Below are 18,951 nucleotides of genomic sequence, written 5' to 3' on the forward strand. Positions count from 1 at the left end.
CGAGCCTAGCGGCTCTGCAATTCCGGCACGGCCCGGCGCAGCGAGAAGCGGATGCGGCCGAGGTTCGCCACGTCATCGAAGCAGGTGATCAGCAGGCGATCCCCCAGGCTGGTGAGCAGCACCGGCCCTTCCTCCACGTCGATGACCATGTCACGCAGTTCCCCGCCGCCCAGCGTGGCGCTCAAGCTGCCCGCCACGGCGCGGCCCGCCTCCACAAGTTTCAGATCTACGTCGCCGCCGACGCTGTCGAGCACGCGACCGGCGCTGTCCACAATCGCTGCCAGACGCACGCCACGAATGGCCTTCACGTCCTCCACGACGCTCATCAGCGACCCGCCTGCACGTCCAGCGCCACGCGCGCGAGCTCCTGCTGCGCCGCGCGCGTATCCACGCCGCGCGCCAGCAGCGCCGCCAGCATCATGTTCGGCAACGCCACGGCCACCACCTCGTACTTGTCGCTCGTGAACGCCACGCGCGAAATGCCGCCCGCTTCGAGGCGCCGCGTGATGCGCTCCATGGAGGTGCGCAGCGCCGCCAGTTCCGCCGCGAGGCGCTCAGCGTCCGCGCCGTGCGCTTCCAGGGCCAGGCCGTCCAGGCCGACCATCACTGCCGCCTGCACGCCGGGCATTGCCATCATGGCATTGAGCTTCACAGCGTCTCCTCGAGTTTCCGGGCGGTCTCCGCGCCGTACAGGCGCGCCTGACCGAGGTTGGCGCCGCCGTCCAGCGCCAGCATCAGGAAGAAGTCGTGGTGGATGGGCACCAGGTACGCCGAGAGGCGCTCGCCGCGCACGAACAGCTCCCGTGACGCACCGCCGGACAACGTGACCTCGTACGCCTGATTCACGGCGCGCATCAGGCCCGCGTGTTCCGCGACGAGCAGACTCAGGTCCACGGAGGCGTTCGCGTACGACTCGACGACCAGACCGTCCAGGCCGCCAATCGCCGCGCCCCACGCGCCACTGACGTCCGCGACCAATTCAGAGAGCAGGTTCTGCATGCCCACTCAGTATAAGCCGACCGTGAGAGGCCGCGTCCACAGCGAAACCCCCGCGCGCGGCGGGGGTGGGGGAAGGCGTCTGGACAGACTCAGCGGGTGAGGCGCTGACGGCCCGTGAGGGCGCGCCCGAGCGTCACCTCGTCCGCGTACTCCAGCGCGCCACCCACCGGCAGGCCGTACGCGATGCGCGACACGGTCGCGCCCAGCGGCTCCAGCAGGCGCTGCAGGTACAGGCTCGTCGCCTCGCCCTCCACGGTCGTGCTGGTCGCCAGGATGACCTCCATGCCCGCTGCCACGCGCGGCAGCAGCGGCTTGATCATCAGCTTGTCCGGCCCGACGCCGTTCATGGGGCTGATCGCGCCGTGCAGTACGTGGTACAGCCCGCGGTACTCGCCGCTGCGCTCAATGGCGATCAGGTCGCCCGGCTCCTCCACGACGCAGATCAGCTCCTGATCGCGCGCTGGGTCCGTGCATACGTCACAGAACTCCCGGTCCGTGATGTTGAAGCACTTCGGGCAGGTGTGCAGGTCGCGTTTCGCGCTCATGATGGCGCTCGCCAGCCGCTCGGTGTCCTCGCGCGGCTGCTCGAACAGGTGGAACGCGAGCCGCTGCGCACTTTTCGGGCCGACGCCCGGCAGGCGCGACAGTTCGCGGATCAACGCCACCAGCGAAGGTGGATACTTCATGCGTCTCCTTGCGGGCGGCACTGACCGCCCCGCCCGGGCAGCCTCATGGCGTCCGGGCCCTCAGGGGTGATGTGGTCCACGCCGCCCCGTCCGGCGAAGCCCGCCGGGCCCCGCGCGGGGGAGCGGCAGGGGTTACAGCATCCCGCCGAACATCCCCAGGCTCTTCTGGGTTTCCTGCTGCTGCAGCTCGTTCGCTTTCGCGGCGGCGTCCTGCACGGCGACCAGAATCAGGTCCTCCAGGGCTTCCACGTCGTCCGGGTCGACCGCCTCGGGCTTGATCTTGATGGCCGTCATGTGGCCCTGACCGTTCATGGTGACGCTCACCATGCCGCCCGCGCTGCCTTCCACGCTCATTTCCGCGAGCTTCTCCTGGATTTTCCCGGCAGCCGTCTGCGCCTGCTGCATCTGCTTCATGAGTTTGCGCATGTCCATGTTGATCACTCCTTCGCGCGCGGTCAGCCGCGCCCACTGCCCTCAATTCTACGCTGCCACGCTGCGCTGGACCGTAACGTTTCGCGTCCGCCGGCGCTGACCCCGGCTCCATTTCTAAAGGTTCGACGTCGCGCGTGAGGAATGTCCAAGGTGCGCCTTTGCGGCCCGTCAACGCCACGTAAAGCCGCCCTTGCCCGGCCCAAACGTAAGCGGCGCCCCCCGCGCGTAGCGTGAGGCCATGACCGTCCTCAAGCCCCATACTTACGTCCGCGTGCCTGAGGCGGCCAGACCCCAGGCGATCACCGCTGCCGTCCCTGCCAGCCACCAGCCGTCCCCGCTGCCGCTGGTGCTCGGCACGCTCGCGGTCCTGTGCGCCATGGTCGCGCTTCCCCTTGCCTTCGTGCAGATGTCCCTCGCCGTGGCGGCGCTGTTCATGAGCCTCACGCTCGCGCTCGTCGTGTGGCTCGAAGACACCGACACTCCTGAACTGTTCTGACCCTGCCACTTACCCTGCCGACCGCTCTGCCCAGCGACGCACAAGGAAAAACGCCCACAGCGTGGGCGTTTTCGGTTGGTAGACTCGGCGAGATTTGAACTCGCGACCCCTACCGTGTCAAGGCCCGCTGATGGGGATGCTCCGCGCAAACAGGGGAGGCCCGGGCACCCGCCGGGGCGCCGGCACTGGGTCAACCGGTGCGCTTCTGGGTCAGATCTGGGTCGGGGCGCGGCGCGACGGGCCTACCCGGCCCGCCGCTGCCCTGGTGTGGGATATCGTTCAATAGCAATAGCGCCCGCCATCTTAACTTCAGCCCCCACCCTCACGGCTTCCATCATCAGCTTCGCCCGGGGCATTGTTCACCTAACGCGCCTTCATTGATATCTATAATGGTTACCCAGCAGAACTTACGGTGAGTTGTTCACTCGATGCCTGCTGTGACCGAGATGTTGACCCGTTCCATCAGAGATATTGTGAACTCGTCAACCGCTATCGCACCACGCCATACGACGTGGAAGCCTCACGAGGAGAGAGTTATGACCACCTTCGCCGAAGTCCGGGAACAGATCAAGCCACTGGTGTGGCAGGAGCTCCGGGATGAGCCTAAGCCCCTTAGTGAGCTGACCGTTGACATCATCTGCCACGGTTGGGAGCGCAACCATGTCCTTGGGCTGACCCCCGCCCGAGTTGACCTTGTGCTTCGCCAATTGGAACGTGCAGGCGAAATCATGATCTGCGACAACGGTGAGGTCCAGCTGCGTACGCTTCGCTAGACTGCAGCATGTCCGCGAAAAACCGAACAACACGTGATCAACGTAGGAGCGGCGAGAGGATGGGCGACGACCCACGCTCGCCGTTCCAGCGTGATCGCGACCGAGTGCTCTTCAGCACCCCGCTCCATCGCCTTGCTGAGATCACCCAGGTTATTAGTCCGGACGGGCACGCGTTCCACAACCGCCTGACTCACACCCTTGAAGTCGCACAGATTGGTCAGAGGATGACGCAGCGGTTCATCAAGGGGGCCCCAGAGCTCCAAGCTGAGGGATTGCTCGATCCGGACGTTGTCGAAGCCGCTTGCCTCGCCCATGACCTTGGCCACCCACCGTTCGGACATGTGGCAGAGCAGACTCTTGATGAACTTGGGCAAGAGCATGGAGGGGGTGGATTCGAAGGTAACGCGCAGTCTTACCGGATCGTGACCCGCTTGGCCCTCCATGCGTCGGCGCATGAGGATCAGGGCTTAGATCTCACTGCTGCAACATTGAACGCCATTCTAAAGTACCCATGGTTACGGTCGGCGGATCAGCAAGGCCACACTAAGTTCGGTGCATATCATAGCGATCTGGAAGCGTTCGACTTCGCTCGGTCCCTCACTCCAGACTTGGGTGACGGCCGATCCCTTGAGGCGCAAATCATGGACCACGCAGACGCCATTGCATATGCCGTCCATGACATGATCGACTTCTATCAGGCTGGCCTTCTCCCTCTTGAGGATGTCTTCCGGCAAGGCGGCGTCGAAATCTTCGTGACCACCCTCGAAGGGAAGAACCGCGCAGAAAAGTTGACGTCTGGCACGAATATGACTGTTCTGGATGCTCGCAAGACTGTCACTGACATGGCCCAAGCGCACCTGAACCTCCAGCAGGCGTACGCCGGAGAGAAGGATGAGCAGTACCAACTCAAAGAGATCGCCTCGCGGCTGATCAACCGGTACATCACGGCACCGACGATTGATACCAGCGGTTCCTATCCGAAGTTGATCATTCCCCAAAAGCACCTAATCGAGATCAACTTCCTCAAGGAGCTGATCTGGCACTACATCATTAACCGTTCCCAACTGGGCACACAGCAAGAGGGCATGCGGTACATCGTCAAGGGATTGTTCGAGATCTACCGGAGGACCATTAAGAACGACGGGGACAGGCGACTGATTCCAGCGATCTTCCATAAAGAGTTCGACGAGATCGCCGGGAGGGAGGAGCCCGCGTTCAGGCGCCGCCAAGTCCGGCTGGCCATCGACATTGTGGCCAATCTGTCTGACCGGCAAGCGGCCAGGCTATTCAGTCGGCTCAGAGGGATGGATCTCGGGAAGATCACAGACTTCATCGCAGGCTGAGCGTTCGTCTTCAGGGATCAGGATGTGGAAAGGCGCGCAAGGGCCTCCAACGCATCAGAGTGCCTGGCGATATGCCGGCTCGGAGCCGATCCGGCGCTGCTGGAAAGGAGATTGGATAGGACACGGGAGGATAACACCCGCCACCCATCCCACTGCCCCTCCCGCACCAAGTGCCCCGCATGCGGGGCACTTGGTGCGGGAGGGGCTCAGCCGGCGAGGGTGATGCGGCGGGCCTGCCATTAACGACGGCGGTGAGGAAAGGTCATCCAAGCGTTCGTCAACGAACGTCTCGAGATGGCCCATCCCTTCCACGTCCAGCGCCAGAAGCGCTCCTGGTGCAGACGGTGCGCTCGGGTGTCATTACGATCCTAGTCCCATACCGGCCTAGGCCTCCATGAACGTTGCGCTATTGGATTGTGATCTGGTTGCTCACGTCTTGCAGCATGTCGCCGCTGTTCTGGATCAGGTTCGAGACGGTGCAGGCGGCTCGGGCCTCAGGGCAGCGAAGGTGATGATAAGGGGGCTCTCACGCTTGGGGATGCATGGAGTGAGGAGGGTCGTGTGGGTGAGGCGGTCTTCGGGGATTCACCTTGCCGCCCTGCAGGTGAAGCGCGTTAGGGGACGACGGTGGGGTGGGGTCGCATTCTTCATGACTGTACCCTCTCATCGTTGTCTACAACGGCGCATGAGGGGGGCGGCTCATCTGCGGGGACTCATGAGAATACGTGTGCTGCACGGGGCTCAACACGCGCTGAACTTCAATTGACCTAATACTTCTCCGTACCTTCCAACAGGCTCAGAGCCCCTCGTGCGCCAGCCGGTCCAGATCCACCAGCCACCCCAGCACGTCCCCCAACTCCACCTTGAGCGGTCCTTCCTGCAACCTCACCGCGCCCCTCCGCCTGCGCCCAGGCATCACGCAGTATTCCCAACCTCCCCGCGAAGGAAAGGCCCATAGCGCCTGACCTGCGGGCACAGACAGCCCGACCAGTGCACGGCGCTGGTGGCTGCCTGAGTCAATCACTGCGACGTAGCACTGGCGTGCCACGTCCAGATACGCATAGCGCTGTTCCATGGTCGGGCGACCCATCTCAGGAGCCCCTGTCATGCAGGATCCGCTGCTCCAGGTCCTCACGCACCATCTTCTCGCGCCGGGCGTTGATGGCTTCCTTGATCAACCCGAAGCGCTGCCTGGGGCTCAGCTCGTCCCAGACGTCTATATAGTCGATATGCAGCCGTACACGGTGCGAGCGGCTGACCTCGTCGTCTTCAAGGGGTATGGTCGGCAGCGTATACACAGTGCCATTGCGCTCCAGCTGCGCGACCTCGCCGGGGCGGGGCCGTTGTGTACGGCTGAGCTTCTTCTCGTCGCTCTTCATATGTACAACGGTCGCACCGTTGTACACGACGGGGATGAGGGTGCGGGGGTGCAGCGTGTCGCAGCAACGGTACCGAACTGTTCTAGGACAATCGAAGTTCCAGGGGCCTGCCTCATCTCCGCGGGCGCGACGCGGCGCGCCTACAGCGGATCAGCTTCGCGATGCGGTCCACGGTACGATCCAAATCCTTCATCACCTGGTGCTCCCACACCCGGATCACGCTCCAGCCCGCAGCGCGCAGGGCAGCAGAGTGCCGACGGTCGCGCGCCATGTTGCCGGTGATCTTCGCGACCCACTTCGGGTCCAGCTTGTGCCGGCGGCGCGGCAACTCATAGCCGTGCCAGTAGTCGCCGTCCACGAAGATCACGACCTTGATGCGCGGGAACACCACGTCCGGCTTCCCGGGGAGCTCCTTGACGTGCGTCCGGTACCGTAGGCCCCGGGCATGTAGGGCGCGCCGGAAGCGCAGCTCAGGCTTCGTGTCTTTCGACCTGATCTTCGACATGTTGTAACTGCGCCGCTCAGAGGTATGCACGTCAGGCATGGGTGACTCTACCGCCCCCACCTGGACCCCAGACACCCCACCGCCCTTAACCTCCTACCGGCACCCCAAGGATCGACTGCATGAAGGGGCATCGTGGGGCGTAACCAATCCATCGCGTATGACACGTGACAGAATGTGCTCACTAATGACCCGAGTAACACCCCTTACCTCTCTCGAGATCTGCGCTGGTGCCGGCGGCCAGGCGCTTGGCCTGGAGATGGCCGGCTATGAGCACGCGGCACTGGTGGAGTTCGACGCCCACGCCTGCAACACCCTGCGGCTAAACAGGCCCGAGTGGAACGTGGTAGAGGGCGACCTGCGCGCCTTCAACGGGCTGCCCTACCGCGGCCAGATCACGTTGCTGGCCGGCGGCGTGCCCTGCCAGCCGTTCTCGCACGGAGGGCTACAGCAGGGCCGGCACGATGACCGCGACATGTTCCCGGAGGCCATCCGGCTGGCTGGCGAGGTCATGCCGGAAGCGGTCATGCTGGAGAACGTCCGGGGCCTGATGGACCCGAAGTTCCAGGAGTACCGGGAGTACATCGGTGCCGGCTTCCACGCGCTCGGCTACGAGGTGGCCTGGAAGGTGCTCAACGCCCGGGACTACGGCGTGCCGCAGCTGCGCCCTCGCGTGATCCTGGTTGCCCTGCGTCCAGACGTCATGGCGCAGTACAGCTGGCCGGAGCCTCACCCCGAGGCCGCACCTACCGTGGGCGAGGCACTGGTGGACCTGATGGCTTCGGGTGGCTGGCAGGGCGCTCAGGCCTGGGCTGAAGGGGCGAATGCGATTGCGCCTACGGTCGTCGGCGGAAGCAAGTTGCACGGTGGGGCAGACCTGGGGCCGACGCGGGCGAAGCGGGCCTGGGCAGCGCTGGGCGTCAACGGGCATAAGCTGGCTGACAGCGTCCCCGGGCCGGACCAGGAAGGCATGCCGCACCTGACCGTGCGCATGGCCGCACGCCTGCAGGGGTTCCCTGATACATGGCAGTTCGCTGGCAAGAAGACGTCCTCATACAGACAGGTCGGCAACGCATTTCCACCGCCGGTAGCCGCAGCGGTGGGGCGGCAGATCGCCGAGGCGCTCGTGGCCGCCACACCCCGCAGGCGGGCGCGGCGCGCGGTCTGAAGATCAGTCCCTGCGGTTGAGCACAGCGTTCCTGAGGCTCACTGGCAGTCCAGCAATATCCGCGTGCTGTACGGGCATGAACATCCCGTTATCCAGGGCGTATCCAAGGTGAGCAGCGGCGTCACGGTGTGAATCCCACTTCCCCATCAGGGTGTAGTAGGGCAGGGGCGTTCTGCGGCTGGCATCCTGCCGCACCCTGCGCGCGCCGTCGAGCTGCTGGGCCGCTGCCATGATCGCCGAGCGGGGCACCTGCCGGTACATGGACTCGAGCATCAGCTGGTTGACCATGGCCTGCCCGGGGCGCTTCGCCATCACCCGTGCCCGCGCATCCACCGACAGGGTAGACAGGTATTCAGGATCGAGGCGGCCATTCTCAACCAGCGGCATATAGGTCCCGGCGGCTTGCTTCTTGAGCTTGCCCCGGCTGAGCCCGGACTTGCCGTCACGGTTCTTGCCTGTGGCTCCTTCGGGACGGCCAATGAAGACGTCAAAGGTAAGGCCACCCTGCTTGCGCGTGCCGATCATGAGGCAGACCGGCTTGATGGCCTTCTTCATGTACTCAAGCGGGATCATCCACTTGCTGTCCGCTGACCACTTCACGTCCACCGGCACCCCGGCAATGATGGTGTCCAGGGACCCTTCCCGCTTCAGGTCGAGATTGTTGCGGCCGATGATCTCGACCTTGGTGCCAACATATGTCTTCTCGGTCTTCTCCAGGTCACTGAACAGGAACCGCCCGGTGCGTGGGCTGTCAATTACCTCATCAACTGACTGGCTGATGACGCTGGCGAAGAATTGCTCGGGCGTCAGCTTCTTACTTGCGATGAGCCGCAATATCTCGTCACGCACGCTGAGCAGCTCGGCCTCAGCAGCAGCAAGCTCTTCTGCTGTAGGACCGGCGGGCCCAAGAACTGGTCCGGCGGCAGGTTCGGGCGGCTCTGTCAGTGTCATCCGTTCCATGCTAGCCGACACCGATTGACCAGCACGCCTCACAGTGGCACAAGCAAGCCGCCCCCGGCCAGAGCGGCACGGGGGCGGGGTTCAGATCCAACGGCGCCGTTGAGGCTGCGCGAGCAGCTGGGCCGCGGCGGGCCTCGGGGCGGGCAGGTGCTGCGCAGCCTTGACGCAGGTCGTGAGCAGCTCCGCGAAGTCGTCCTGGCCCATGCCCACGAGGCAGTCATTGAGATCATCGGTCGTGGAGACGAGCTTGGGCACCAGGTACACCTCTGCCCCCGCCGCGTGCAGCGCGTCGATGGCACTGCGCGCCGCGGCGCCGCCTGCATCATGATCCGTGTCGGGGTCGAGCAGCAGGTACGCACGGTGCCCGGCGAGCCCAGAGACGTGCTCCGGGTTCAGGTTGCCGATGCCGGCGATGCCCAGCACGTTGCTGGTGGGCAGGGCCTGACGGACGCTCAAGGCGTCCAGCTGCCCTTCGACCACGAGCACCGGACGGCGGCTGAGCTGCGCCAGGCCATAAGGGGGCACGCCGTAGCCGCCCGGGCGCGTGGGTATGGCGTACTTTCTGTACCAGCGGGCCTTCCGGGAGTCCGTGGGCTTGGGCTGCATGGTGCGCCCGGCGACGTCCATGGCGGTTCCGTCGGGCCGCAGGTTGGGGATCACTAGGCGCCCCCGCCAGGTCCGGGAGGGCGCGCCCTTGCTGTTGAGGGGCAGCAGGCTGTCGGGCACACTCGTATCGACTACGCCGAGCTTGGCGGCGAGGATGGTTTCGTCGGTGAACCCGCGACTGTACAGGTAGTCCATGACCTGCAAGGCCTGGTCGCTGCCTTGGTCGAGCAGCGCGCGGTGCGCCGCGTCCACCAGCGCCGTCCAATCAGTCTGGGCGTTGCGGACGCGGGCGGCGTCGAGCGCCTCCTCCCGCACGGGCTCGTCCCACTCCGTCGGCAACTGTTCCTCTGTAGGCAGGTTGCCGCCGTTCAGGTGCGCCACCGCTTCGAGGAAGGTGAGCCCCTCGAAGCGCATCGTCACGCTGATCGCGTCCTCGGTGTGTCGGCGGCCGTCGTTGCGGCGGCACTTCGTCCCGAAGCACGTCGCGTGGTCCCTCCACACGTGCATCGAGCCCTGTGCGTCCGGGTGGTCCGGGTGCGTGCACTTGCATTGCCCGCTGCTGTCTACGGCCCTGTAGCGGGCCATGATCTCGCACAGGTTCACATGTTGCCGCGCCCAGGCGGCGTAGCGCGCCGAGCTGTTCGCGCGCGCCCCGCTGCGGGTGGGGAGGGCGATCACAGAGCGCCGACGGGCCGTGGGGCGGGGGGCGAGGTCCGGGGACGGGCGCAGGACCTGGTACAGGTCAAGGAGGGCCTGGGGCGCCTCGGGGATGTCCTCGCGGGTCGTCGGCGCACCATCCGCCGACCAGATGTAGTAGCGCGGGTGGGGGTGCGCGTCGCCGTGGCGGTACTCCGGCTCGGGGTGCAACGAGCCCGGCGCGGCGTCCTGCACGCTCTTGCTGCCGTCGCGGGGGCTGGCGCGAAGTTCGAAGATCGTCATGGGCCGCGGTTGCCCGGTGATGGGGTCCACGTTGTCGGGATTCGGAAGCTGGAAGGCGCGGACGCCCGGCAGGTCCAAGTCATCGGGCAGCCTGTACCAGAGTTTCTTGCCCTTCGCCTGAGTGGGGTGCGGGTGCACCGCGATCATGGCGTCCAGGTCCAGGCCGTGTTTGGCGAACTCCTCGCGCGCCAGGTCGTCGCGGTCGATGTCCAGGCTAAGCAGTCCCGAGGGGCCTAGCAGGACCCCTACATTCCACTCGCGCCCGTCCAGCGTGAGTTCACGGTGCGCGTCCTCAGGCGTCCGGATGACGCCCAGGCTGTCCTTACCCCAGCCGCTGTATGTCGGCCGCTTCTGGCCGTGGTTGATGCGCACGAGCACTAGGCCGAGGCCCAGCATGTGCAGGGCGCTGGCGAGAGCCCGGGCGCTCACTGGCGGCCCCCGCGCTGGTCGACGATCTCGAACAGCGAGTCGAAGCGGTCGTCCTGCACCTTGGCGCTGCGCAGCATCTCGTCCTGCACCTCGCCGACGAGCTGCTCCATCTCAGCGTCGCGGGGCGCGGCGGGCGCGGTCACGCCGCTGCTCTGCAGGTCGAACCACTCGCCGTGCTCCTCGTTCCAGCCCACCTGCACGCTGCCGCCCACGCCGCTGCGGCGCTTCACGATGCTGAAGGTACCCGACGTGATCCAACGGTTGGGGTCGTTGCGGTCCTGAGCCTTCTCCTCCGCCTCCTTGCGGTCACGCCAGGCCGTCAGCATGGTATCGGCGTGCGAGGCGATGCCCTTGTAGCCGCCGAGGTCCTCGATGTCGCTGAGCTGCCCGACGGTGCTCTTGTCAAGCTTGATCTGGGCGAGCGCGAGCACGGTGACGCCGTACTTGTGCGCGGCGGCCATCAGGCGGCGCACCACCTCGTCCTTGGCGGCCCAGTCACCGGGCTTGGCACCGACCATGGTGATGTGGTCGAGGTTGTCCACGATCAGCAGCCTGCCGTCCTCGCGCGACATGCGCCGGATCAGGCTGACCACGGCCGTCACGTCCATATTGCTGTCGTAGATGCTGAACATTCCGGTGTCGTCGAGCCACTGCTGCGCGTCCCGGACGGCCTTGCGGGTCTCGGGGCTGATCACCAGGGGCTTATCGGGCGTGCCGCGGCGCACGTTACGCCCGGGCACGCGTGCCGCGCTCAGCACCGCCATCAACTTCACTCGGTGGACCGGGCGGGGGCCACCGGTCTTCTGCAGCTCGCCCGACAGGTAGGTCACGCGCTGCATCATCCGGACATGGTGAAGGGCGACTGAGACGGCAAACTTGCTCTTGCCCACGTTGGTCTTCATGCCCAGAATCACGAAGCTGCCGGCTTCGAAGCCGCCGCCGAGACGGAAGTCGAGCTCCTTGAAGCCCGTGCTGATCATCGGCACGCGGCCTTCGGCGAGGTCCACGATGTATTCCAGCGCGTCGCCGGACTCGCGGGTGCTGACGGCGCGCGCAGTGCCAGGCACGCCGCTCTCGAGGCGGGCCATCAGCTGCGTCATCACCTCGTCGGGCAGGGCGCCCTCACCCACCTCGGCCACGGCGGCGGTACAGGCTCCGACGAAGCCGCGGACGCGCGCCAGGCCGACGAGGCGCTTGAGGTTGTCGCCCAGCACGGTGGCGCTGCCGTCCTCCACGACGTCGTCCCAGCTGCTCTGGCGCACGCTGGCGGGCAGGCTGCGGGACACCTCAAGGGGTGCGGGCACCTCGCCGGCCTGGATCATGGTGCGGATGGTGCCCCAGATGGCCTGATGGTCCGGATGGCTCATCAGGTCGGCGGGCATGCACTCGATGGCGCTCTCCAGGGGGGGCAGGGCGTCGGGGCCGCTGGCGGCGGCGAGGTTGACGATCAGGCCGAGCACGGCGCGCTCGAGCGGCACGTCGGCGAACTGAGCAGGCGCGGGGGCGGGCTTGTGGTTCAGGGTCTGGGTCATTAGGGGGTCTCCTGATCTGGTTGTCGCGCATTCGTCGTGTACAACGAAGAGAGGGTGTGAGGGAGGAGCGCCGCACACGTGCGGGCGGCGCTCGGAACGGGGTCACATCACGCTGTCGGGTTCGTAGGGCGCGTAGGTGCTAGGGACGTGGCGGCGCTGGGCCTGGTGCTCGATGCCGACCTGCTTGCGTGACGCGGCGGAGGCGTTCCGGAACACGAATTCCATATCTGCCTGCTTCTCGAGGAAGCCGCCCCGCTTCTCCTTCATCTCGGCGTTCCAGTTGCGGCTCGCGAGCTCCAGCGCCCTGACGGCCTGCGCCTCGCCGCCCTGCACCTTGACCAGCTCCTCGATCAGCATCGCGAGCACCTTGTCGGCGACCAAGCGCCCGTCGGTCTCGCGCGCGGGCATCTCGGGCATGCTGCCCCGGGTGGCGTTCCAGGCTTCGAGCACGCGGTGGTGCAGGGCCTGACGCGCCTCGGCGGCCGTGCGGCTGACCTTCTTCTTGGGGGCGGGCTGCACATGCCGGGGCTGAGGCGTGGGTGCGGCGCGGCTGATCTGGTCTGGCGCCAGGTCGCGCACCTCGGAGATGACCACCTCGGGTGCGGTGGGGCTGGTCTCGGACACGGTGTAGCGCGTGCCGACCATCCGACCGCCGGCATCGCGCAGCTGCTCACGTTCGACATAGCCAAGGGCGATCAGCTCATTGATGCAGGTCCGCACCGCCGCGCCCTTCTTGCCGGTGTTGAAGTGGTTGACGATGTCCTGAACGTAGAATTGCCAGCCGGGGATCCCTGATCGCCAGATCATGTAGTGCAGCACCGCCGCCGCCGGCATCGTCAGGCGCGCGTCCTGCATCGTCTCCGCCGGAATCGCTGCGAAGGGCACAGTGCGGCGCCTGCGCACGATCTCGGTCGTGCGGTCGTTCTCTAGGTTGCTCATCTCTCACCTGAAACGGGATTGCGTCCAAGTGCGGGTACAGGTAGCATTGCAGTGTCTGAAGCTGCTTCACCTGTTCCGCACCAGCACCCGGTTCCGTACCGGGTGTTGCTGTTGTTGCGGGCCGTCGTGCGCGTCGACGTTCAGGTGAGGCAGGTTCGAAGCTTCGCTCGGGTTCACGCGCTGGGGTTGCCCCCGGGTCTAAGAGGAGTCTTGCACCCTCAGACCCGGTTGCGCAATCCCTCGACGTTCATGTCTGGCACAGTGGAATTGATGTCCAGAAGACACGAAGTCAGGGTCCCCGGGCCTCCAGGGATCTGCTCGGTTGGGAAGCGGGTTCCCCGGGCAAAGGTCACTGCGACGTGAGCTCGGTGCCGTGTCTGACGCAATCCCCGCCGCATGCCATTTGGCGGGATCCGGTTGGCCGGGAGCCCGTCAATCGAGCACTAGATAGATAGATGCCTAGTTAGATCTATTGCAGAGAGGGGTCGCTGCGCTCCCCGGCCCGGCTCTGAAGATATTGGGGCTGAGAGGATGATGCCCAGGAGTGTCATGGAGCATGGTGTCCCTGGACCGCGGTTCCGCAGGTGAGTGCCCACGAGAAGGGAGCCATCCCAGGTTGCTGCGCTCCTAGGGATGCGAATGGGTCAGGCACACTTCTCCCTGCCTGTCTGCTGGCCCAGAAGGGGCGCGCGAGGCTCAGGAGCCGGGCGCTGGCGCCCCTCCGAGCTCGGTAGGCACAGTCCGGCGCCACAGGCGCCTTCCTGACCCGCAGGAGGGAAAAGGCAAGGCGTCAGGTACAGAGGGTGTGAACAACACCAGAGGCAGAGCAAGAACCGATTCCCACCACACAGTCCGCGCTTACCAGCAGCCTCGTCGAATGAGCGCATGAGAAGGTACATTCCCCCAATTCGCCGCGGTGGACAGGCGCGCCCCGGCGGCACCGGACGACTTGATCTGATCGCCAGCGCGCGCGATCCACGCCCGGTGGTGCAGCATGCCCTGCGCCAGGTCGGCCGCGATCCCTCGCAGGTGCCCGCCAGCGTGCGGCCCGGCATATCCCCGCGAGCCCTCGAAATCGTGCTGCTCGGGATCCTGCCTCCATATCAGGAGTGCGGGCGCGTGGTGCCGGCGATCCCGCACCCCACCGCTCTGCCGCTCTCCCGCGCGTTCATCGCCGGCGAGAGGGCGGGCACCCTGCGACCGGTGTACCCCTCGGAATGGGGGCCCGCGCTGCACCACGCGATTCGTGATCGCGACGGGCAGCGCTGCGTCAACTGCGGGTTCGGGTTCGGCGACTTGTACGTGCACCGCCCCTGGAACAAGCGCGTTCACGCCCCCGACCCCGTCTGCATCATGGTTCACGGGCGGATGGCGATCGCACATGCTGATTCTGACCCCGGCAACCTGGTGGGCCTGCGGAGCCTGTGCGGGGTGTGCCACAACACGGCTGACAGGGTCCACACCCGCAGCGGGAAGGCCTTGACGCTCGCGTTCCACGGCCAGCTCACCGAGTCGCGGCTGGATTACCTGGTGCAGCAGATCATCCTCCCGGCCACCCTGGAAGCGGAGCGGCCGCTAGGCGCCCTGCAGCCCGGCGGCGCGGACCTGCTCACCGCTGTGCTGGCCGACCGCGAGATGAACCTGACCTGGCCAGCGGCGATTGAGGTGCTGCCCAGCCTGGCCGGTGAGGACCGCAGTGACATCAACCGCGTTCTCGCCGTCGGCAGCTACCGCCTGCAGCTGCGCGGCCTGATGAGCACCGACTATCAGCTGACCCGCATGCTGACAGTGCCTGACCCGGAGGACGGCTCGCACCTCGCACCCAGCTTCGTGCCCCGTGGTCCCTCCCGCCGTCACCGCCACGCGTACGCCGCTGCGCCCACCACGCGCCGCCCGCGTCCCGCGCCGCGCGCCCGGGCCCGTGTAGAGGCTTGACAGGCTAGAGAGGTCGGGTTACATACAACGTCCGCTCAGCACCACCGAGCGCCAATCCAGCACCCTCAAGAACACTCCCTCCTGCGCAACAGGGGCGGAGTGTTTCTCGTTGCACAGGGCCTGCCCGGGACGCCCGGGTGGGACGCACTGGAGGTGCTGAGATGACGAAGAAGCGCGCGCAGAACAACGAGAACCCCGGCTTGGAGATGCACGCAGTGTGGAGCCGCGCGATTGAGCGGCAGGCACGCCAGTTGGGCTCTGAGTGCGCCGGGACTGCGGGCATGGCGCAGATCGCCGCCGGGGTCGCGCGCGGCGATCTGGCGAGCGTTCAGCAGCTGGCCGTGCGCGCCCAGGTGGCAGATGGGGACACTTGGCAGCTCCTGCAGGGCGACGTGGCGTGGATGCGCGACAGTGACGCCCTGGAGTTGCTGCCCCTGCTGCACGAGGCGGGGTGCCGCCCCGGTGCAGCCCACGTGCAGCAGGCCTGCGCGGCGCTGCTGGGTAAGCTACGCCAGGAAGCGCGGCCCGATCAGTTCGCGCGTGAGCTCGGCAAGGCGCTGCTGGCAAGCGGCGAGGCGCTCACCTTCCTGCGCGGCGGCATCCTGCCCGCCTCCCTGGCGTTCAGCCGGGCCTGGATGCCCCTGATCGGCCGCTCCTCAGCGTGGCGCCTGACGCCCTGGCTGCAACAGGGGGTGCGCCGGGACCTGGAGAAGCACGGCCGGTTGCGCTGGCGGCCCAACCTGCTGCAGCCCGAGGTGACTTGGCTGCTGGGTGAGGTCGCGCAGCACGCCGGCGGCACCGCGAGCAGCCAGACCGCGCGGCTGGCGGCGTTCATGACGGCTGAGATGGGCAACATTGCCCGGCGCACGGCCGAAGAGTGCGGGATCATCGAGGCGCCCGCCCTGGACCCCCGCCACGGCCTCGAGGACGCCCTGATCGCGGCTGGCTACAACCCCTACCACTAACCCTCCCAGCCAACGTCGGCACGCGTTGGCGGGGGCTCTTCTCATCGTTCACCTGCCATATGCCAGGCGCCGGGCAACCCCTCCCGGACAATCCATTCCAAGTGATTTGGAACAGATTGTCCAACCGTAGAAGGGGATATTCCCGCTCCAGGACGTTCATAACAGCCCTTCTGATGCATGTCACCATACGTGTATCAGAGAGGGCCAGCGCGCCCCGACCCAGCAACACAGGCCCCGAGCCGCCGCCGCATCGCCCCTGAAGGAGGGACCGATGAACACTGCCCATACCTCTACGTCCGAGACCGCCGCCCCGATGACCAAGAAGGAGGCCGCCCGTGCTGCGCGCCTCCAGGCCCGCGCCGAGAAGGCCGCCGAGCGCCTGGCCGCCGCCCAGGAGAAGCTTGAAATCGCGATGGTCAAGCTCGACCGCGACCGCCGCGTTACGAAGCCCGAGGGTGAGTTCGACCGCCAAGGTCGCTGGTACCCCAGCTGGCGTGAGAGCAGCAGCCACCTGAACAGCGTGCGCGCCCCCAGTGTGAAGTGGCCCTACAGCCTGCTGAAGGCCACCAGCAGCCGCCACCACCTTCGGGCCCTGCGCCGTGAGAAGCCCATGTACTGGAGAGAGCTGCTTATGCTCAGCCTGAAGTACGCAACGGACGAGCAAATCGCCGAGTATCTGGCGGTGAACCCCCAGGTGACGGCCGACGTGCGCGTGGCGGTGATCGCCCTGACCGACGGGCCGCGCGCGGCCGCGCTCGCTGCGCTGAATCCGGAGGCGCTGCCGCCCATATCGGCCCCGGCCCAGGTCATGACACTGGCGGTAGCGTTGTGAGCGCCCCGGAAGGCCAAGTGCCGGTGAACGCCGCCGAGCCGGGCGCGGAGGCGGTGGCCGCGCGCTACCCCGGCACCTGCGCGATCACCGGGGAGGCGTTCGCGCCGGGAGCTGAGATCATCAAGGTGGCCCAGGGCTGGGGCCTGACGGTCAACCTGGGCAAGCCCGTGACCAAGCTGCCGCGCCGTGTCTACCTGGCCACACCTGTTGGGAGTGCGGCGCGCCCCGCGACTACGGCGAGGAGTGTGATGTCTGTGGCGAGCTCGACGAAATCTGAGCTCACCCAGAGCAGCGTGACCCGCCAGCGGCTCCCGCGCGCGACAGCAGCCTGGTGGCACGGCCTGACCGTGGATGCCCGAAGCGAGATCGTGCAACGGGCACGGGAACAGCGGATGAGCCACGAAGCAGAACGAGGCAAGGCAAGCTCAGGGCCGATGTGCAGGCCTGGAGAGCAGCAGGGACAGGGAGGGAGCGAATGACGCAACAGACGTGTACAGCGCCAGAACAGCAACAGCAGGAACGAGAGCGCCCTGTCCCGGGTGCCATCCCTCAGGAGCGCGAGGCCATGCTCGCACTGGTACTGCGCAATACCCGCCGGCAACGCGGCTCCTGATCCCGTTGCCCACCGAACACACCCTTGAGGCCCGTCGGCGGATCGTTGCCCCGGCGGGTGTTGACGTTCACGACTGGCTGCGGCGCGCCGCGCGCCGAGGGGACACGGTGCTGCTCGATCTGGGTGACAGCGCCATCAGCCTGCTTCGGGTGCGCGACATCGTGGCCTGGACGCTGGAGGCGCGCGCCCGAAGCATCAAGGTCGTGATTATCGGCAAGGTCTGGCACCGCGCCGCGCTCTCCAGCCTCACGCGCCACGACATGCCGGGCCAAGACCTCCCCGCCCTCTGGAGTAACGAGTGAGCTAGCCACGCCGCCTTCTGCTGCTGGGCCCGACCGCCGCGTTCGAGCTGATCACCTGCCTGGGCTTGTTGGGTGAGGTGGTCGGGCCCGGCGCCATAGATATAGGGCTTGACTTGGCAGAAGGAAGTGCGCCACAGCGACATATATCCAGTTGGCTTAGATGAACCCTAAGAGCTCCCCAAAGGTGCGTATACGAGCGTGACATCGGTATGAACTGAGTCAGGTTATCCTGCCCGCATGACCGGCCCATCACTTCAGAACCGACAGCAAGCCATCGACGACTGCCAAGCGCTCATTGATCACGTGGGTAACCTGCATAACCAGGGGACATCCATTCCCAACAACCTTGTGACACAGCTGGAGGCTGCACTGATCAATGTCTACACGGTGGCCCTCAGTGATGACGCAGTCCGGGCCTCTATCAGGAACACTTCCAACGATCAGGGCGAGCAGGCTGCTCAGGTCAGCCAGCAGATACAAGCTCTGGCTCGCAGGGGGACGGCTGACTTGGTCAAGGCCGAGACCTACGATGGCACACGTAAGCACCTGTACACTGAATTCGCACACGCCATCGCTCACGCTGCTAAGCGTGAGGAAGAGACCGAGAACTGAATGAGCGGACACACCATCACCCTCACTGTGGATCGTTTAACCCAGAAGATGACCAGCAGCATGGGCAACGGCACCGTCGCCAAGGTGCTTGATCGGCCCCACGGGTTGAAGGTCATGCTTCTGGAGGAGGGCGGACAGTACTGGTGCGCTTTCTCACACACAAGCGGCGGTGACGATATCTATGAAGTGATGAATCCAGGAATTCCTGTTGCTCCACTCGTCAATGTCGTGGCGATTGCTGGCCAGCTCGTCGATAGCATAGCTGTCTTGTCCAACACGATGCCCCTCCCTGACCGCCTGTCGTTCGCCTCGCAGAGCATTGCAGTTAAGAACGGGGACATCATCGAGTTCACTGATCGCGACAGCGTGCGCTATGCGGTTAGGGCACAGAGTGTGACCTCTGGCCCCAATAACTCTCTAGACGTCGCTATCCAGTTCATCTGATCAGGCGGCGCCCGAATGCCCCCAGCTAAGCGCTGGGGCTTTTTCTTTGCGGCGGCATCCTCGGA

22 protein-coding genes are annotated in these 18,951 nt (G+C 66.0%); 11 read left to right on the forward strand and 11 right to left on the reverse strand.

The window, feature by feature from the left end; translation table 11 throughout:
* Positions 1-5: 5 nt before the first annotated feature.
* The 5 genes from DEIMA_RS04235 to DEIMA_RS04255 all read right to left on the reverse strand — a co-directional run bounded on the left by DEIMA_RS04235 (position 6) and on the right by DEIMA_RS04255 (position 2,117).
* Entirely contained in the window at positions 6-326 is a 321-nt protein-coding gene (locus DEIMA_RS04235) for a roadblock/LC7 domain-containing protein (protein ID WP_013555992.1), read from the reverse strand.
* A complete protein-coding gene (locus DEIMA_RS04240) occupies positions 326-652 on the reverse strand; it encodes a roadblock/LC7 domain-containing protein (RefSeq protein WP_013555993.1) in 327 nt (108 codons plus the stop codon). Before DEIMA_RS04240 ends, DEIMA_RS04235 begins: the two co-directional genes overlap by 1 nt.
* Positions 649-999, reverse strand: a complete 351-nt coding sequence (locus DEIMA_RS04245; RefSeq protein ID WP_013555994.1) for a roadblock/LC7 domain-containing protein — start codon at positions 997-999, stop codon at positions 649-651. Before DEIMA_RS04245 ends, DEIMA_RS04240 begins: the two co-directional genes overlap by 4 nt.
* Before the next feature lie 89 nt (positions 1,000-1,088).
* Positions 1,089-1,685: a recombination mediator RecR gene (gene recR, locus DEIMA_RS04250; protein WP_013555995.1), complete on the reverse strand. Its 597-nt coding sequence runs from the start codon at positions 1,683-1,685 to the stop codon at positions 1,089-1,091.
* Positions 1,686-1,817: 132 nt separating this feature from the next.
* Positions 1,818-2,117 (reverse strand): YbaB/EbfC family nucleoid-associated protein, encoded by a 300-nt coding sequence (locus tag DEIMA_RS04255; RefSeq protein WP_013555996.1) that lies wholly within the window; start codon positions 2,115-2,117, stop codon positions 1,818-1,820.
* A 238-nt stretch (positions 2,118-2,355) separates the two neighbouring features.
* Here DEIMA_RS04255 and DEIMA_RS04260 point away from each other — a divergent pair, with 238 nt between their 5' ends.
* The 3 genes from DEIMA_RS04260 to DEIMA_RS17230 all read left to right on the forward strand — a co-directional run bounded on the left by DEIMA_RS04260 (position 2,356) and on the right by DEIMA_RS17230 (position 4,729).
* Positions 2,356-2,613, forward strand: coding sequence for a hypothetical protein (locus DEIMA_RS04260; RefSeq protein WP_013555997.1), 258 nt, complete (start codon positions 2,356-2,358; stop codon positions 2,611-2,613).
* A gap of 536 nt (positions 2,614-3,149) precedes the next feature.
* The gene (locus DEIMA_RS04265) at positions 3,150-3,386 is read left to right on the forward strand and encodes a hypothetical protein (protein ID WP_013555998.1); all 237 of its coding nucleotides are present in this window, start codon (positions 3,150-3,152) and stop codon (positions 3,384-3,386) included.
* An 8-nt stretch (positions 3,387-3,394) separates the two neighbouring features.
* Positions 3,395-4,729 (forward strand): deoxyguanosinetriphosphate triphosphohydrolase family protein, encoded by a 1,335-nt coding sequence (locus DEIMA_RS17230; RefSeq protein WP_013555999.1) that lies wholly within the window; start codon positions 3,395-3,397, stop codon positions 4,727-4,729.
* 1,091 nt (positions 4,730-5,820) lie between these two features.
* Here DEIMA_RS17230 and DEIMA_RS04275 read toward each other — a convergent pair.
* Positions 5,821-6,108 carry a hypothetical protein gene (locus DEIMA_RS04275; protein ID WP_013556001.1) on the reverse strand — a complete coding sequence of 96 codons (288 nt, stop codon included), beginning with the start codon at positions 6,106-6,108 and terminating at the stop codon, positions 5,821-5,823.
* A 112-nt stretch (positions 6,109-6,220) separates the two neighbouring features.
* On the reverse strand, positions 6,221-6,652 hold the full coding sequence (locus tag DEIMA_RS04280) for a very short patch repair endonuclease (protein WP_013556002.1): 432 nt from the start codon (positions 6,650-6,652) through the stop codon (positions 6,221-6,223).
* 145 nt (positions 6,653-6,797) lie between these two features.
* Here DEIMA_RS04280 and DEIMA_RS04285 point away from each other — a divergent pair, with 145 nt between their 5' ends.
* Positions 6,798-7,778, forward strand: coding sequence for a DNA cytosine methyltransferase (locus DEIMA_RS04285; RefSeq protein ID WP_013556003.1), 981 nt, complete (start codon positions 6,798-6,800; stop codon positions 7,776-7,778).
* A gap of 3 nt (positions 7,779-7,781) precedes the next feature.
* On the opposite strand, the gene DEIMA_RS04290 is transcribed toward DEIMA_RS04285, so the two are convergent.
* The 4 genes from DEIMA_RS04290 to DEIMA_RS04305 all read right to left on the reverse strand — a co-directional run bounded on the left by DEIMA_RS04290 (position 7,782) and on the right by DEIMA_RS04305 (position 13,183).
* Positions 7,782-8,729 (reverse strand): NaeI family type II restriction endonuclease, encoded by a 948-nt coding sequence (locus DEIMA_RS04290; protein ID WP_169311919.1) that lies wholly within the window; start codon positions 8,727-8,729, stop codon positions 7,782-7,784.
* 90 nt (positions 8,730-8,819) lie between these two features.
* Entirely contained in the window at positions 8,820-10,712 is a 1,893-nt protein-coding gene (locus DEIMA_RS04295; protein ID WP_013556005.1) for a bifunctional DNA primase/polymerase, read from the reverse strand.
* Positions 10,709-12,244 carry a DnaB-like helicase C-terminal domain-containing protein gene (locus DEIMA_RS04300; RefSeq protein ID WP_013556006.1) on the reverse strand — a complete coding sequence of 512 codons (1,536 nt, stop codon included), beginning with the start codon at positions 12,242-12,244 and terminating at the stop codon, positions 10,709-10,711. The genes DEIMA_RS04295 and DEIMA_RS04300 overlap by 4 nt, the downstream gene beginning before the upstream one ends.
* Positions 12,245-12,346: 102 nt before the next feature.
* A complete protein-coding gene (locus tag DEIMA_RS04305; protein ID WP_013556007.1) occupies positions 12,347-13,183 on the reverse strand; it encodes a hypothetical protein in 837 nt (278 codons plus the stop codon).
* A gap of 885 nt (positions 13,184-14,068) precedes the next feature.
* On the opposite strand from DEIMA_RS04305, the gene DEIMA_RS04310 reads away from it, so the two are divergent.
* The 7 genes from DEIMA_RS04310 (at position 14,069) to DEIMA_RS04340 (ending at position 18,886) form a co-directional block, all read left to right on the forward strand.
* Positions 14,069-15,118 (forward strand): hypothetical protein, encoded by a 1,050-nt coding sequence (locus DEIMA_RS04310; protein ID WP_013556008.1) that lies wholly within the window; start codon positions 14,069-14,071, stop codon positions 15,116-15,118.
* A 161-nt stretch (positions 15,119-15,279) separates the two neighbouring features.
* Complete coding sequence (locus tag DEIMA_RS04315) at positions 15,280-16,083, forward strand: hypothetical protein (protein ID WP_013556009.1); 804 nt, start codon at positions 15,280-15,282, stop codon at positions 16,081-16,083.
* 271 nt (positions 16,084-16,354) lie between these two features.
* On the forward strand, positions 16,355-16,915 hold the full coding sequence (locus tag DEIMA_RS04320; protein WP_013556010.1) for a hypothetical protein: 561 nt from the start codon (positions 16,355-16,357) through the stop codon (positions 16,913-16,915).
* Positions 16,912-17,394, forward strand: coding sequence for a hypothetical protein (locus DEIMA_RS04325; protein ID WP_013556011.1), 483 nt, complete (start codon positions 16,912-16,914; stop codon positions 17,392-17,394). Before DEIMA_RS04320 ends, DEIMA_RS04325 begins: the two co-directional genes overlap by 4 nt.
* Before the next feature lie 241 nt (positions 17,395-17,635).
* The gene (locus DEIMA_RS04330; protein ID WP_013556012.1) at positions 17,636-17,830 is read left to right on the forward strand and encodes a hypothetical protein; all 195 of its coding nucleotides are present in this window, start codon (positions 17,636-17,638) and stop codon (positions 17,828-17,830) included.
* Between the two features lie 237 nt (positions 17,831-18,067).
* The gene (locus DEIMA_RS04335; RefSeq protein ID WP_013556013.1) at positions 18,068-18,442 is read left to right on the forward strand and encodes a hypothetical protein; all 375 of its coding nucleotides are present in this window, start codon (positions 18,068-18,070) and stop codon (positions 18,440-18,442) included.
* Positions 18,443-18,886 carry a hypothetical protein gene (locus DEIMA_RS04340; protein ID WP_013556014.1) on the forward strand — a complete coding sequence of 148 codons (444 nt, stop codon included), beginning with the start codon at positions 18,443-18,445 and terminating at the stop codon, positions 18,884-18,886.
* Positions 18,887-18,951: the final 65 nt, after the last annotated feature.

This window comes from Deinococcus maricopensis DSM 21211 (assembly GCF_000186385.1).
Classification (GTDB): Bacteria; Deinococcota; Deinococci; order Deinococcales; family Deinococcaceae; genus Deinococcus_B; species Deinococcus_B maricopensis.